Origin of the sequence: Acinetobacter sp. BMW17, assembly GCF_001592855.1 — a bacterium.
In the GTDB taxonomy this organism is placed as follows: domain Bacteria; phylum Pseudomonadota; class Gammaproteobacteria; order Pseudomonadales; family Moraxellaceae; genus Acinetobacter; species Acinetobacter johnsonii.
Window position 1 is genome coordinate 25654 of the sequence record NZ_LSOD01000031.1, and the last position, 16429, is coordinate 42082.

At 41.8% G+C, this 16429-nt stretch carries 15 protein-coding genes; 2 read left to right on the top strand and 13 right to left on the bottom strand.

Annotated elements, in window-relative coordinates:
* Positions 1-35: 35 nt before the first annotated feature.
* From fghA to AXW61_RS09920, 7 genes are all read right to left on the bottom strand, one after another.
* A complete protein-coding gene (gene fghA, locus AXW61_RS09890) occupies positions 36-872 on the bottom strand; it encodes an S-formylglutathione hydrolase (protein WP_062034184.1) in 837 nt (278 codons plus the stop codon).
* Between the two features lie 23 nt (positions 873-895).
* Entirely contained in the window at positions 896-2272 is a 1377-nt protein-coding gene (locus AXW61_RS09895; RefSeq protein ID WP_062034185.1) for a C13 family peptidase, read from the bottom strand.
* 123 nt (positions 2273-2395) lie between these two features.
* Complete coding sequence (locus AXW61_RS09900; protein WP_171254068.1) at positions 2396-3202, bottom strand: class I SAM-dependent methyltransferase; 807 nt, start codon at positions 3200-3202, stop codon at positions 2396-2398.
* Between the two features lie 5 nt (positions 3203-3207).
* Positions 3208-4032, bottom strand: a complete 825-nt coding sequence (locus AXW61_RS09905; RefSeq protein ID WP_005400203.1) for an undecaprenyl-diphosphate phosphatase — start codon at positions 4030-4032, stop codon at positions 3208-3210.
* 13 nt (positions 4033-4045) lie between these two features.
* A complete protein-coding gene (gene tsaB / locus AXW61_RS09910) occupies positions 4046-4711 on the bottom strand; it encodes a tRNA (adenosine(37)-N6)-threonylcarbamoyltransferase complex dimerization subunit type 1 TsaB (RefSeq protein WP_010325977.1) in 666 nt (221 codons plus the stop codon).
* 129 nt (positions 4712-4840) lie between these two features.
* Positions 4841-5371, bottom strand: coding sequence for a gamma carbonic anhydrase family protein (locus AXW61_RS09915; protein WP_010325976.1), 531 nt, complete (start codon positions 5369-5371; stop codon positions 4841-4843).
* 23 nt (positions 5372-5394) lie between these two features.
* Positions 5395-5997 carry a CoA pyrophosphatase gene (locus AXW61_RS09920; protein WP_058868998.1) on the bottom strand — a complete coding sequence of 201 codons (603 nt, stop codon included), beginning with the start codon at positions 5995-5997 and terminating at the stop codon, positions 5395-5397.
* 123 nt (positions 5998-6120) lie between these two features.
* Between AXW61_RS09920 and AXW61_RS09925 the strand changes: the two genes are divergently transcribed.
* Positions 6121-6669 (top strand): NUDIX hydrolase, encoded by a 549-nt coding sequence (locus AXW61_RS09925; protein ID WP_010325974.1) that lies wholly within the window; start codon positions 6121-6123, stop codon positions 6667-6669.
* A gap of 60 nt (positions 6670-6729) precedes the next feature.
* Here AXW61_RS09925 and AXW61_RS09930 read toward each other — a convergent pair whose 3' ends face one another.
* The 6 genes from AXW61_RS09930 to AXW61_RS09955 all read right to left on the bottom strand — a co-directional run bounded on the left by AXW61_RS09930 (position 6730) and on the right by AXW61_RS09955 (position 14768).
* Positions 6730-8649, bottom strand: a complete 1920-nt coding sequence (locus tag AXW61_RS09930) for a hypothetical protein (RefSeq protein WP_062034187.1) — start codon at positions 8647-8649, stop codon at positions 6730-6732.
* Positions 8650-8668: 19 nt separating this feature from the next.
* Positions 8669-9886, bottom strand: coding sequence for a putative pilus assembly protein FilE (filE, locus tag AXW61_RS09935; RefSeq protein WP_062034188.1), 1218 nt, complete (start codon positions 9884-9886; stop codon positions 8669-8671).
* Positions 9887-9915: 29 nt separating this feature from the next.
* Positions 9916-11580 (bottom strand): outer membrane protein transport protein, encoded by a 1665-nt coding sequence (locus AXW61_RS09940; protein WP_004984191.1) that lies wholly within the window; start codon positions 11578-11580, stop codon positions 9916-9918.
* A 12-nt stretch (positions 11581-11592) separates the two neighbouring features.
* The gene (locus AXW61_RS09945) at positions 11593-12732 is read right to left on the bottom strand and encodes a hypothetical protein (RefSeq protein WP_171254069.1); all 1140 of its coding nucleotides are present in this window, start codon (positions 12730-12732) and stop codon (positions 11593-11595) included.
* Positions 12733-12777: 45 nt separating this feature from the next.
* Positions 12778-13611 carry a C39 family peptidase gene (locus AXW61_RS09950; RefSeq protein WP_062034190.1) on the bottom strand — a complete coding sequence of 278 codons (834 nt, stop codon included), beginning with the start codon at positions 13609-13611 and terminating at the stop codon, positions 12778-12780.
* Positions 13612-13799: 188 nt separating this feature from the next.
* Positions 13800-14768, bottom strand: coding sequence for a DUF6160 family protein (locus AXW61_RS09955; RefSeq protein WP_062034191.1), 969 nt, complete (start codon positions 14766-14768; stop codon positions 13800-13802).
* A gap of 253 nt (positions 14769-15021) precedes the next feature.
* Between AXW61_RS09955 and AXW61_RS09960 the strand changes: the two genes are divergently transcribed.
* Positions 15022-16371 carry an anthranilate synthase component I family protein gene (locus tag AXW61_RS09960; RefSeq protein WP_062034192.1) on the top strand — a complete coding sequence of 450 codons (1350 nt, stop codon included), beginning with the start codon at positions 15022-15024 and terminating at the stop codon, positions 16369-16371.
* Positions 16372-16429: the final 58 nt, after the last annotated feature.

Below are 16429 nucleotides of genomic sequence, written 5' to 3' on the forward strand. Positions count from 1 at the left end.
CTCAAAAATTAAGAATAAATATGACAAATCAAGATTTAAGATTCGAGCTGTACAGCATGAAACTGTAAATGGTCATCAATAAAACTTTGAATAAAGTAATAACCATGGTCATAGCCTGCATGTTCGCGAAGGGTCAGTGGCTGGCCCGCTGCCTGACAGGCTTGCTGAAATAATGCAGGATTGAGCTGACTATAAAATTGATCACTCAAACCCTGATCAATTAAAATATCGGCAAAATGAGCTGTTTTTGTTTGGACCAAAGCGCTTGCATCATGTTTCAGCCACTCAGCTTGATCTGAACCTAAATAGTTTGAAAACGCTTTTTCACCCCAAGGACACTGGCTTGGTGCACAAATCGGGGCAAAAGCAGACACCGACTTGAATTTTTCAGGATATTTCAAGGCCAAGGTTAAAGCGCCATGACCGCCCATGCTGTGCCCGAAAATACCAATACGCTCTGCTTGTACAGCAAATTGCTGAGTCACCAAATCATACAACTCTTCAGCAACATAACTCTCCATCTGGAAATGCTCAGCCCACGGCGCTTGGGTGGCATTAATATAAAAACCTGCCCCTTGCCCAATATCCCAATGATCACCTTGCGCAACCTGTTCACCACGGGGTGAAGTATCAGGCGTTACCAAAATCAGACCTAGCTGTGCTGCTAAACGCTGTGCGTGCGCTTTAATGGCAAAGGTATCTTCGGTACAGGTTAAACCTGCCAAATAAAATAATGTTGGACACGCTTGCCCTGCTAACGCTTGAGCGGGTAAATAAATACCAAACCTGCTCTCGCCTTGAAGGCTGATGGAATTAAATCGGTATATACGCTGTTCACCATCAAAACTACGGTTAGATTGTACTAATTCCATCAGGGTTCCTTTTTAGATCCAAATTAAGGGGTTGTAGCAGCTTTAGGTGGAAACAAGCGCTGTTCAAGTTGAGGAAGCATCAGCTCCATATTTTTACCCATCGACCACTGTGGTTCAGACGGTTCAAAGCCTTGTGCTGTTTCCCATTGGCTCACAGTCTTTTGTGCTTGGCTAAAAGCAGTTTCTATACTGTTTTGTTCACGCATTGCTTGATCGAAAAACGCCCGACCAAAATAAGTATAATCGGCTTCATTAGTACAACCAAAAGACTGACGGTCTGCCGCTGAAGCAGTAATGATCAAGGTATTGTCATTTTGCAGTGCAGGCACAAAACTCCCAGAGAAACACGATGAAATAACAATCACACGCCAGCGAATGCCCGATGCATCTAAGGTTTCGCGTAACCATTTCGGGTCGACCTGAGTTAAGTCTAAAGGTGCATTTTCCATTTCGAACTGGTTCGGTAAACCATGCGAAGTCATATATAAAAATAACACATCACTTTCACGGTTCATCTGCTGTCCCATACGGCGCAGTGCCATTTCAATACTGTGTTTAGAGGCAATCGGAATTTCTGTTCGTGTAGCAGGGTTATTTACCAACATCATCGAACGGCCCAACGTACCAAAACGCGTATCGAACTGTTCTTTTATTCGCTCGACTTCCGAACGGAATACATCTTGATAACTCGCTCCCGCCACACCAAGGAAATACCAATGTGACTGGGCAAATTCGCCATATTGCACAGACTCAAGTGCTTTATTGAGTAAGCGACTTTGTGCATAGAAAGCATCTTCTGCAAAGGTTGGTGGTGTTTCTTCTACTTTCCAAATCGGCTGACTGGTCACTGACATTTGCCAAACCACAAGGGTAAACAGCGTGGCCAAGACAATCAGGGCACGCTCCCACCAAGGCCATTTCAGCTCACGCGAAAACACCCACACCACAGCCAAACTCTGCCAAACAAACAGCACCATGAACACATTCGGCAGGTAGTCGTAGAAGAAATACGGCAGGACATCAATCATGCCTAAATATTGGATAAAACTTTGTAATAACGCGATATGCGTATCCAACACCAACCAGAGCAGTGCTGGTACCAACATCAAACGCGGATTATTCACCCGTTGAGACAGAAAAATCCCGACAATCAGGGCAATAAAAGGCCAAAGTGCGTAACTAACCAAACCTTGTGGGTTAAAGTCACCAATCTCTCCTGCGCTCAACCAGCTAAATAAAGTATTGGCTGAGCCACCTAAAATCCCCCAAAAAATGAGCTGCATAATCGAAGGATGGACAATTTGCAAAGAACGTCGTGAACCTAGAAACAACCACATCCCCGCAGTTTGGTTGCTTTTAAAATCATGCCAAAAGTTGATGGAGGGTTTGAAGTCGATCATAAGATTCTAATTAAATTGTGACTTGCGTAGGGACACACTAAGTTTATGCTTGATCAGCATTTTATCAATGATGTTTTTAACTATATAACAAATCTTTGCATACTTTTGAAGCAGTCTTCCACTTCAGTCTAAGCGTTCATGCTGAAAATAGGCATCAAAACGGCATGCATCCCCCAGCCACTGATGAGTAGTTTCTTGATTTGCCAAAAATACGGCCAAGCGAGGACGTTTGACCACCACCCGTTTTGCTACTTTTTGCGCTAAGCCAAGCAGATTATCGCCCAAATCCATCTCACCATCTTCAGGCAATAACATATGTAAAAGTTGCATTTGCTTTTTCACTTGTGCCTGTTTTTTCACCGCTTGCTGATTTTGATCCCGTTGCGGAAACATCGGATCTAGATAAACCACATCGACCGTATTGCCCTGCTCTGCTTGTTGCTGCAGATACTGTGCGGAATCTGAAAAAACCAAGTGAATTCGAGTCACCACAGGGTTTAAAAATGCATCTTGCAAAGCCTGTTCCTTACTTGACTCTAACAAGGTGAATAAAATGGGATGGCGTTCTACCAAAGTGACACTGGCGCCCAAATGTGCCATGAGCAGTGAATCATGCCCAAGCCCTGCCGTTGCATCAATAAGCTTAGGTTTTTCAGTCAAGTGGCAAGCACGAGCAATCATTTCAGACTTTAACGACGCACGCTTTAAACGTGGAACTTCAGCTTTCCAATCCGGCTGCATTTTCATGCCATTGGCACAAAGCCAAAGCCCATCGGCATCGGTACACAGACCCAGTTCAGGATGAAAACGGAAGAAACGTGCATTTAACTTTTCGGCGACTTCGATGCTGACCTCGACACCACGAGAAAAAAGCACAGCAACATAGTGCTGTGCTTTTTCTAAATGCTCTTGTTCCACATATAAGCGCATTGGGCCTACCATAACTTCCAACCCGTAAAGGCAAACAGTAGAATCACTAAGCCTGAAGCGATGCGATACCATGCAAAAATCATGAAATCACGCTTCGCCACATAAGCGACTAAAGCACGAATCAACAGTAAAGCCGAGATAAAAGAAACAATAATGCCTGTTGCCAATACGATCCAATCTTGTTGTCCGTCAAACACATGTGCGCTTTGGTATAAATCTAAAAGACCCGCACCAATAATTACTGGAATACCCAAGAAGAATGAAAACTCAGTGGCTGCTTTGCGCGATACACCTAAAAACATCGCACCAATAATGGTTGCCCCTGAACGTGATGTCCCTGGAATTAAAGACAGCACTTGAATCAGACCAATCCAAATCGCATCTTTGATACTCAGGTCTTCAACTTCATGCACGCGCTCTTGTGGTGGATGCTTTTCAATCCAAATAATAATCAAGCCACCCACAATCAAACCAATGGCAATGGCAATATCATTAAATAAAAGCTCTTTCACCGTTTGACCAAATGTCAAACCAATCAGCACAATAGGAATCGATGCTAAAATTAGCCCAATCCCGAGACGGCGACCTTGGGGTTCACCACTAAAAATCCCCGTTGCTGCCCCCCACAAACGTGCCCAATATTCATAAATGACGGCTGCAATTGCCCCCATTTGAATGGCGATCACAAAGACATCACTTTTTTCTTTGGTCCAAAAATTCATAAGTTCTGAAGCTAAAATTAAATGTCCAGTACTCGAAATGGGTAAGAATTCAGTAATACCTTCAACAATACCCATAATTGCCGCTTTGAGCAGCAGTAAAAGATCCATAAAAAAACCCTAATTATGCTTTGCCCTGTTCCGGGATTTTTTTCCAAGCGTTATCACGTAAATAGACTGGAAGTGCAAGTTCAGCACTCACCCAGTGTTGTTGCTGTGCATTCTTGCGCGCAATTGTGGCAATATCTTGCGCAGTTGCACTTAAATCTTTGTATTGTATTTGTGATGGATCAATTAAGGTTGCGCCTGAACCAACTAAAGTAAACGGTGTACATTCAGTAGCCGCGGCATAGCTTAGAAGCTGTTCTTCATCGACGGCTTGCATGATGCCGTCCGTATCTAATTGAAAACTTGCAATATAGACTTCACTCATGCGAGCGTCTAAAACTGCGGTGACTGTGGTTAGACCGTGCACACGATGTGCAGCTTGTGCGAGCGCTTGTAAAGTTGAAACAGGAACCACAGGCAAATCATTCGACCATGCCAAAGCTTGAGTCACGGCGGCATTAATACGAACGCCGCTAAAAGAACCTGGGCCACGGCTAAAAGCGATACAAGACAAATCTTCTGTCTTTATATCCAACTGTAAAAACCCTTGTTCAATCATTGGCAGAATCGTTTGCGTTTGTGCTTTTGCGCGCGTATCCAATTGGAAAAAAAGTTCTTGATTTTCATCTACAATAGAGACGGAACACTGCTCATTTGCAGATTCCAATGCCAGCACTTTCATGCACAACCTTAATGATTTAATCTATAAAAACGTGGCTATGATACTCCACTCAAAAGCACTAGGCGAGATGTTCTCGGAATAGAGCTAAAAAAGCCTAGAAAAATCTAGGCTGAATGGGAAAAAGTAAGCTTATAACTGTGCCGGCTCTAAATCGATAAATTGTTTAAAGTGTTCTGCATAATGCAGTGCACTCATTTTCAAACGAGCTTCAGCCGTTTCATCCAAAGTTTTGACGACTTTACCCGGTGAGCCCATAACCAGAGAATTATCTGGAATGACTTTACCTTCCGGAATCAGTGCATTTGCGCCAATAATACAATTTTTACCAATCATGGCATTGTTTAAAACTACGGCATTAATCCCAATCAGACTGTTATCCCCCACGGTGCAACCATGCAACATAGCTTGATGCCCAATCGTGACATAATTGCCAATATTCATTTCAATCCCAGCATCGGTATGTAAAACCGCATTTTCCTGAATATTGGTAAAGTCACCTAAACGAATTTTGCAATTGTCTGCACGTACGACTGCTCCAAACCAAATACTAACCTGTTGCCCCAATTCGACTTGACCGATAACTGTGGCATTTTCCGCAACCCAGCCATTCCATGGTTGATGCATCGCTTGTGGGGCATGACCTTTAAATTTGTACAGCATATCTCTTCCTTAAAATATTAAACTTACTTGGACAACCGAAATGTCGGTGAATTGACTAAAAATGGCCACTCTTTATGGTAACCCAAACCATATTGAAATAATGTAACAAGCATCCGTGCTGTCAGCCCCCAAACAATTTCATTTTCCACCCGCATACTGGGAAAATAGAGAGATTGATGGGCAAAACGAACTTCATAAGGCACCGCAGGCCCTTCCATCAGCTGTTTAAGTGATGCAAAGAAAATACGATCAATTTCTGTCGGCTGGGCAACTAGTTCAACTTCAGGCGGAATCAGCCCGACCACAGGTTTGACCAGCATACCATTACGGGCCTTTTGCATCGGCAAATCACCGAGTAGCTGCACATCAAAAGGATTCAGCGCGGTCTCTTCATAGGCTTCACGTAAGGCAACCACGATATTACTGGTATCTTGCGGATCTCTTTTTCCGCCAGGAAAAGACACTTCACCAGCATGATTAGATAGGTAAACAGAGCGGCGGGTCAGTAAAACTTTGGGATCGTCTTCATTGGTGATCGCGATTAACACAGCTGCATCTGCCGATTTAATTTTGCTTGAAAACCGTAACTGTTGCTGCAGTATGCGTGTTAATGAATGTTCATCCATTGAACGTCGTCCCCATCATTCTTTTTTTCATCATAGCTGAATTTGATACTGAAAAAAGAGAAATGATGCCAAAATTTAATTTTTAAGTTATGCTGAGTCTGAACTTTATCATTGATGATGAATATGGACTTTTGCAGCAATTGCGGACAAAAAACAACAGAACAAATCCCTCTTGGCGACCATCAATTGCGTCGTGTTTGCACCTCTTGTAGTTCTATTCATTATGTGAACCCTAAAGTGATTTGTGGCGCACTCGCACTTTGGGAAAATAAAGTATTGTTATGCCGCCGCGCTATTGAACCGCGTTATGGGCTATGGACTTTACCAGCAGGTTACATGGAGTTGTTTGAAACCATGGAACAAGGTGCTGCACGAGAAACCCGTGAAGAAGCTGAAGCGGAAGTTGAAATTGAACAGCTATATTGCATGTACAATATTCCGCGTATTGGTCAAATTTATGTGCTCTTTAAAGCGAACTTAGTGGATGGAAAATTCGGTGCTGGCGAAGAAAGCATTGAATGTCGTTTATTTGAAGAAGATGAAATTCCTTGGTCAGAACTGGCTTTCCCTAGTGTCGAACATACCTTACGTCACTATTTTGCCGACCGTAAAAGTAATCAATTTAATCTTCATCTCGAAACCCTAGGTACACGCTTAGACCATACAGGTTAATGTTGCCTAATATCAAAAAAAGCCCATCGATGATGGGCTTTTTTTGTGTTTACAACGATATTATTTTGCTAACACTTTATAGCAATCAGCAATTTCAATTGAAACTTCGCCTTCACGGAAGTCTGCGGCTACTTGATTGGCAATGCCATTTTTTTCATAATAGTTACTCAAATACGCCTTATAGATATTGGTCCACTTTACCCCTGCACCAGAAAAATCACTGAGGGAAATATAAGCACTTTCATTAACATTGGCAGACAATAAATTACCGAGATTAACGCGTGCCCCACCAATCACTGTAGAGGTCTGTTTTCCTTCACTATTCACATCACTCACAATATTGGTATTTGCGCCAATAACTGCACCATCAATTTTATCAAAGATAGGATTTGCCAAGAGGATACGGAAGGTTACCGCTTTATTTGAAGTATCTGTCGCACCCAGTGTCCCAATTCGGTACTGTACTTGATTGTTATCTGTCGTTAAGGTTTCACCCGGTGTTAGTAGCGGTGTACATGCCGTCGTTTTATTATTAGCGGACTGCATATCAGTACGAATATCTCCCGACTCATCAATTGCAATGCCTAAAGCCACGCTATCACTAGAGTTTTTTCCCTTAAAAATTAAGTTGGCATACAGTGGGAAAATATACTTCTGCCCAGACGCTACATTACTCTTAGACTTAAATACATCATTATCTAAATAGCCAATTGGAAAAATTTTAAAGGCATCAAATGAACCTTTGAAGGTATCTGTGCCATAATTTTGCTGCCATAAACCATAGGATGATGGGCTAGCATTTGGATCCTTGGTTAATTGCTTATAAAATTTTTCCGTCCCTGCAATTAGATAGTCATTAAACAGCTTGCCTTGGGTAATGGTGAAATCATCCGAATTTGGATCTGTCAGATTAAACTTAAATGGTTGCTGAATACTTTTAGTTAAGGGGTTAATCCAAGACGTTTGTGCTAAAGCATTCATTTTGGCAGGTTCAATATTTTTCAGTAAATCGACCGTCACACTGGTTGCCAAATCACTGCCTAATTGTTCTTTTAATGGTCCGCGCCACTGTACACCTGAACCAAAGGTATAACCTTGTCGATCCGTTAGAATAATAAAGCTTCCAATTAAATGACGAAGATTAGCAGGACTAGTCTTACAGTCTGTAGCATTACAACCATATAAGCCTTGCGGTAAACCAATCCCTGTCTTGTCCGATAGAGCATTTGCAAAAATCGGGAAGTCCGCTTGATAGGTGGCAGAGTTATTCATGAGCACCAATGTTTGGACCACTTTAAAAGCATCCTCATTGCTGACTTGACTGACATCAATCCATGGCCGGATTTTATCTACATATGCTCCTGAGGTGTAATCTTCAGCACTAATTGATGCCAAGAGGAGTGATAAGTCTGCTTTTTTAGAGGCTAAAATACCAAAGGGTTGTACATCCCCAACCACCCCAGCACCACGCTCTAAACCTAAAGCTTGAAAAATTTTCGCCAAAGCCATCGCAATTTTTACGGTCTTATCGTTTGGACTCAAACTGGTTGCAGCCGTTCCACCATTGAGCGCTTTTGCCATATCTAAAATACTAAGGCGTGGCAGTGAAGCTGAAACCGTACTCACATTGCCAATTTCAGACAAAGGAACTGTACCGAGTTCGACTTGTTTATCCGAACTTCCAGTCAACAAGAAGTGAATTTTGTCCCCTTCAGAGCAGCGGCCTGTTGCCGCATTGGTTTTCGGCTCCATCAGAGTCATATACGTATTATCGGGGTCGCTACTACAGACAAAATTAATCCCATCAACTGGATAATCCAAGGCAAACTCAACACAGTTTTTATCTTTCAGTAAACAGCTTCCGTTGACAGAATTCACTTGATTCGGCTCTGGATTCACATTGGCACTTTCTCCACCACAACCAACTAATGCAACAACCAATGTCGACAAGGTAAATGGCCATAAAATTTGTTTTTTCATTTTCATACTCTATTTATTTTTAGCGAATTGCGATTAATTTTAGCTGACCGTGATTGGTTAGAACTTTATGTTCGACATCTACAGCGGAAGAGAGTGGTGTTAACAATAAATAATGACTTTGCTCAGGTACATGTAAAATACCTGCGATCATTTCATGCGACAGCATAGAGGGTGAGTTTTCATCGTTTTTAAACCCTCCTGCCCCTTCAAGCACACAGGCATTCTGGTCTAAGAACACAGCAAAAGGCCAATAAAATGTGGGATCATTTTGTGTAGAGGCATACGAATTTAATTGAATATTTTGAATATTGCTGTCCACTTTGATGATTTCAAATTCAAAATTTTCTTTGATCGGCTGTTTCGGCCAAACATTAATATCGTGATTGACTTGTAAGCTTTTTGCTTTTTTCAGTTTTTTATCCTTAAAACAGGTTTGTCCTAAGCTAGCGATGGTGTCTTGTTGTGACATTCTGTAATAAGTCGATGCTAAGGCAATCGGTGCTAAATTGTCTTTTTGCTTTGGTTTAAACATAGCGTTAAGGACAGATTTACTCACTCCCTTTTCTCGCTCAATGACCTGAAAGCGAGTCGTTCCAGTTTTATGATCAATCACCCCTTCAGGCATGGTATAAAAACGGCGTTTGCCTTCTAAGTTAAATTCACGGTCTTCTAAATATTCGTTGCGAACGTAATCAGTTCCATCCATTTGATTAAACATGCTTGAGGATGCAGTTGATTTCTCTGCACTTACCGAATCCGTATGCGTTATGCTTTGAGGCGTTGATGCAGGCTTAATGGTTTGAGTACTACTCACTGGGACTTGCGGGATCTGCTGAGTGGTTTCAATCACTTTTTGTTGAACCAGCAACTTGGTTTCAGTTTTGCTTAATGGACGCTCAACCTGAATCACTGTAGAAGAAGTGACTTGCTTCTCAGCAGAAATTTTCTTTTTTGGCGCAGGCTTTGTATCTGGTAAACGAGCCTTCATTTCGGTTACAGACTGTATCGGCTGTGATGCAAATTCCTGAGCGGGCATTAGTACTGCTACTCTGACCTCAGAGACTTCATGCGTTTCCTTTTCTTCCTGCTTACGGCCCTGTTTCACTTGCTTTTCTGGGGACTCACTGGCTTTGCGTTGTACCACCATCGGTCTACCATCTGGACCAATAATCGTAAAAAACTCTCCCGCAAAACTTGCATTCGAAATCCAACCCAATAAGCATAGTGATGAGGGCAATAAAATCCTTTTTATTGTATTCAATGTGCTTACCACCGTGTTCTATAGTTCAACCCTAAAATCGTAATGGTTGTATCAGTTTTTACATTTAAACCTGCATACGGGTTTAATAAAATATTATTTACCCCAGTTTGGTTCGCTAAGCTACTAGAATTTGCTGGAATTTTATCTCGGCTTTGCAAAAAACCAATGGATAGATCTAAATCAGTATCTGCGTCAAAACGATAACCAACACCTAAACCAAACAAGCGTGCATTGTTAATTGGTACCATGGTATTCCGCTTATCATCAGGGATCGCACTGGTGCGTGGCTCATAGCCTGCACGGAGTTTTAAACGATCTGTTGCTGAATATTCAATCCCAATACCGTAGTTCCACGGTGACTCAAATGCCAGAGGCAAAGCCAAACTACTATCGGAGATATTGGCTGAAAGCAATTTTGCAATTTTGAGCGCCGAAACTTGACGGTCAAATTCAAATTTAAATTTGTCCCATGCTTTATAGTCGGTCCATCCCACATCAACATTGACTTGTAAATCGGGTAAAAGTTTATATTTAATCCCCGCTTGGAAATGTGCTGGATATTCTAAATCCATTGATACCAGACCCGACTCACTGGCTGGTACAGAACTTGGAAAACCTAAAACTGCAGCCAGAATCTGCCCTGTTGGGGAGGACATCAACCCCTTAATGAGTTCTTGTGGTGCTTTAGCATTGTCTATGTGATATTTACCTTTCATCCGCATTTTGGCGGCACTTTGGTAGACCACACCAAAACTAAAATCTTCTGTCGGCTCCCACAGCACACCCAAGTTATAGCTTGGGCTCAGAGACTGTTCTGCTGACAGTTCGAGCTGACCAAAACGCCCAAAAGGATTCATCCCCTCTTCTGCATTACACATTCCCAGCAAGAGAATATCGGTAATCACATCTGAGTTTTCTTTGAACGGGGTACAAACGACATCATCAATCATCCGCAGCATCCCAATCAACTCATTGGGAAAACGTAGATCATTTTTTAATGCCAAAGCTTGATAAGACATCCCAATTGAACCACCAATGGAAAGTTGATCATTGATTTGGTAGGCCATAGACGGTGATAAATAGGTGATTCGTTCTAGCGCAACTTGTTGTCCCATAAAGTTACCGGGATTGCCATCTTCCGCACCGAATCCTGCAATTAATGGCGCATACATGGCAGTTGCAAATGTCATTTTAGAGCCTGGCGGGTTATATGCTATACCCGCAGTCGGGGCAGCCACAGGCATACCTTTACCCAAGTCCACCATTTTCTTCAAACCAGGTACATATAAGCTCGGGTATTCAACATCACCGCGGACTGGCCCTTTAAAGTCGGTACAGATATCGGCATCCACTTCAGGCCCATCATTACAAACAATCGGGTCATCTGAATAGCCAAATACGTTATAACCTGCAGGAACAGAAAACTCCCGTTCGATATTAAAATCAGCGAGAATACCTTGCACATCCGTTTGCAAACCTTCAATTTTGGTCAGTGCTGCTGGGTTAAAGTGAATGGCACTGATTCCAGGTGGATCAGCAGTGACTGCATTGCCCATAGCCAAAGAGCGAATATCAACTGATAAGTTTTGCCCTAAAGCAGCAAAGGTAACACTAGAATAGCCCGTTAATAATATGGCAGACACCAAAGGGCTAAGTCGGATATTTTTCATACGACTCCCCTATTATTTAAGCTTTTTTCCAAAACCAAGAATATCTAATGGGAAAGACAACCCTAATGAGACATCAGGTGCATCTTCTGTTAAACCAAGGCCAACCGTCCCATTCACAATTGTTTCAGGTGAAACGCGTACACCTAAGGAAATCGCAAAAGTTGAACTGGTTTGATCTGCTGGAGAGTAGCTTTCCCCCGAGCTATAGGTAAATTCAGCCCCAGTATTGAAACTTTGTTGGTATGACATCGTCATTGAGACATCATAGTTAAAGGAATAGGCAAAGCCGAAGGCAAAACCACCACTAATCCCTGGTTCAAACTCTTCAATCACACGGCTACCGCGGCGCTGATCTAAGCCCGATTCTTTAAACCCATAGTTCGCAGAGACCGATGCAAACAGCACCACGGGATCAATATATTTACGCGTACTTGCCCCAACACCTGCTGAATAATATCCTTTGCCTGTTGCTAAGTCTGAAGTGGCATTAATTTCATAAGGGCTATCGCCAGTTTTGGTGGAAACGTTACCAAATAAAATCAAAGGCAAACGACCAGCTTTGAGTGGAAACGGTTCCCAACGTGCACCAAAGGAAATGTCCCCAAGACCCGCTGTGGAGGTATCTTTTAATAAGTCCGTTTTGGCAACCAAAGGCAATGATGCCGTTAACGTTAAGTTATCTCTTAAACCATATTGTGCCGTAAAAGTATTGGTTAGACTGTGTGTTGCATTTTCTTGTACCCGCAGTTGATAGAGCTGACCTTGTGCCATCTCTAAATCAAGTTGAGTATCTCGGTAATAGGTATAATCGATGTCGTAATAAGATGAAATCTCACCTTGTTTAATTAATGAATACTGACGTTCATTTGAGGTAAAAACTTCTTCTAAGTTGGTCTCTTTAGTTGCATCACCCTCTTGCTGTTGCAACGCAGAAGACGCTGCTTGCTCAACACTTCCAGTGTTTACAGATGCTGGCTTTTCTGGTTGCGCAGGCACAGTAGGTTGATCAGATCCAACTTGTGCTTGTTCTGTCACAGTTTCATCGACTGTTTCATAACCTCCTAAGCTCGGTTCTTCCGCAGCATAGGCCACCCCAAGAATCATCTGCACACTCACTGCGAGCAGTGTTTTATTCATCCATGTCTTCATCATTGTCCCTTACCCACACCATTGTTCTTGTTTTATTTTTTTCACACTTTATTTGTTTTTATAATAAAGCCTGAGAAAATTGTACGTCGGCTGTCCATAGTATTCCGACTCTTTATTTTTATTACGCTCTAGGCGAATTGTAGATGCACGATCGGCTATTTTTTCCATATAGTGTTGCGGATATTGAATATCGACGAGTGCATAGCGATTGACTGTAGCATCATCTACATGTCGCAGATCGGCTTCCTGTAAAGCCAACATATTTTTACGCATTTCAGTCGGAACATTAATTAAAAACAACGTGTTATTTTCCCAAACATCCTTGAAACGTTGTTCATCAAAACTAATATTTCCTAAGGCAGGATCGGCAACATAGACCCGTCCATCTTTATAGCCCTTATACACCACAAAATGTTTAAAACCAGCATAGGAGATTGGAACAATGGCAGGTTGACCTTGCTTGACCAAATCTTCAAATTCCCCCTTGTAGCCTCCACTTTCTAAACCAAGTGCAGTCACAAAGCGTTTCATGTCCAATAAAGAAAAACTACGACGCTCAATAATGCGCTCATATTCGCCATAGCGAAGCAAGCCATCCATGGTTTGTTGTTCTGTAAGTTGAGTACCGACATAGCCATTGATTAAGGTGGTCAGTGCTGCTGAACCGCAACTATAGTCATAAGCTTGACGGACAATGCCTCGAAATTGGTCTTCTACAGCAGGGTTAATTAGGACAGGTTCATGATGCATTCTGGTAAAAGATGCATTTCGAGAGTCTAAAACTTCAGTATAGTAAACCGCTTCCGCTGGTTTTTTCTTAATATCAAAGGCTTCGGTGGCAAAGTAATACATCATTGCTGAGCCCAATGCGATCTCTAACATAGCTTTTTACTTTTTTTAATAATATAGGCATCCCGCCCATTTTTTTGTTTTTAGAGTTAATACTCTATATCCATACATTCAAGAAGATACTGTGTTTTATCTAAAAAAAATAGTCTTTTTTTGCATTTTTTATGAATATATTTTGGAAAAAAAGCGCGTGAATTCACGCGCTTTCTTGAAGTCTAATTTTAATGACCAGAAATGGTAATCACAGCACCTGGCATGTATACACCAGCAGCTGGGCTAAAGTAAGTTTGCATACCTTGAACCTCTACATCACCAATGGATGCAGCATTACGGCTACCCAAATGTACACCTTTAACATAAGTGTCGTGCGCGCCACTTGTGCTAATCATACGAATATAGCCCTTATTCGCACCCTCTTCACCAATCACACTAATTTTTTGATTCAGTGTTAAATCTAGAGAATTTGCATCTGCAACTTTAATGCTTTCAACAAAGATTTCGCCTGCAGCACGCGTTGCTGTTTTAGTTGAGTTATCTAAGATACCGAGATCTTTAATTTCTAAACCACCAACCATAGTCGCGCTTAATTGGATCATTGCGCCTTGCGGTGCAGCACCTAGTTGGATGTTTGCAGACATTGGACCTGTTTTCAGTGATAAACCACTTAAAATCGGATTCACCGTACCTGTACCACCACGACGGATAGATGTTGCACCAGTTGCAGGCATATCAGCTGAAGCCACGACACCAATTTGACCAATATTAATATCTAGACCTGAAACTTGAGCTGCAATGTTAATAAATGCATTACCACCGTTTGCATCTGTGTCAATTTTCAAGTCAGCTAAGTTACGAGAAGGAAGTAAATATGCCCCAGCATTATCATAGTTTGCACCAATGACAATACCGTTAACTTTATTTACATGCGCTGTACCATCAGCATTATCTTTCCCATTACCTTGAATAACGATAGCACCAGCCGTGGCAGTACCGCCATTTGCAACAGCTAAACCATCATTATCATGAACAAAGACTTTACCAATTTCGACTTTAGAAATACCAATACCGATGCTTAAACCATCTTGACCTGTAGCGGCACTGAGCGAAGCATCATCCATTGCTTGCATTGCCATCGCATTTGCACTGATTGCCATTGAAGAAACTAAAGCAAGTTTAGTAATAATTTTCATCGTGTTCCTCTCCTAAGAGCTTTATTTTTGTGATATCGATCACTCGGTGTTAGTTACTGTTTTTTTATTTTGTCGCAGTATTAACACCTATCCTTGAGTGACTTTATTGCCTGAACTACGTTATATCTGAGTGATTTTTTGATCAACTGCTGTTGGTCGCAATCCATACCTTACCGATAAACGGTATTTCCTCTATGCGTACACGCACAATGCGGTAAAATAGCCTGAATTTTTTGATCCTATTTGCGTTAGCATGACTCTAAGCCAATCATTTAAAAAGATAATTTGTGATTCAACCCTCTCTGTATCTCATATACTACAGGCATTGAATGAGCTCACACAGTTAGTCTATTTACAAAATGTCGATGCACCTGTCATTGCTTTTTTACCTGAACGTTACCAAGTTTTTCAAAAAAACCAGCACTTTTTCTTTCAACGCACTCAGGATTTTTGTTACATCCACGATGACAAAGAAATAGACATTCCCAGTAATATTCAGTCAAGCTCAGAACAAAAAGAAGCATCTTTTAGTGGCGGACTCATTGGATTCGTCAGTTATGATTATGCCGCCCAGCAACACGTTCCGGTTCAAATTAAGTCACAGCCAAGCCTATTTTTAGGTTTATACAGTAGTTATCTACAATGGACTGATGCAGGCTGGCTATTTTGCAGTAGCGACTCACAAGCCGAACGCATTTATCGCAAAATTGAATCGTATTTATTACAGCCATCGGCCTTAACCCATCCACTCAAACTTGAGTCGATCTGCCAAGCACGCTGGACTGAAACCGAATACAAACAAGCTTTTCAGCAAGTACAGGAATACATCAAAGCTGGGGATTGCTATCAAATCAATCTGACACAAGAGTTCACTGCCAAGGCACATGGTCAACTCCTAAGTACAGTCGAAGCATTTTGGCAATTGACCGATGCACCTTACTCAGGCTATCTCCGTATCGATGATTTTGAACTCTTAAGTTGTTCACCCGAGTTGTTTATTGATTTTCAAGCTCATCGTAAAATCATCACCAAGCCGATTAAAGGCACCATGCCGCGCTTTGCAGATCCCATCTTAGATGAACAATCTAAACAACGCTTAATGGCTTCGGAAAAAGATCAAGCTGAAAATGTAATGATTGTTGATCTACTGCGTAATGACTTGAGTGTTTATGCAGAAACAGGCTCAGTCAAAACACCTAAACTGTTTAATATTGAAAGCTTTAATCAAGTCCATCATATGGTCAGCGAAGTCGAAGCAACACTGAAAGCAGAAGTTCATCCCTTTCATGTGCTGCTCTCTGCGCTACCTGGCGGGTCTATTACAGGTGCACCTAAAATTCGAGCAATGCAGATTATTGAAGAACTCGAAGGTGCACCACGCGGAGCGTACTGTGGCTCAATGGGTTATTTTAATTTCGATGGTACGGGTTCTTGGAACATTCTGATTCGTTCTATTCAAAAATTCCAAGATGAGGTTTCGCTTTGGGCTGGCGGTGGAATCACTATTGCATCAGAGTATGAGGCTGAATACCAAGAATGCTTTGACAAGGTCTCAGCACTGCTTAATTTACTCAATACCTTTGTACAAACGGACAATGAATAGCCTCCAAAATAAAAAAGTGAACCTTCATATTAATGAACGTTCACTTTTCAAAGATCAC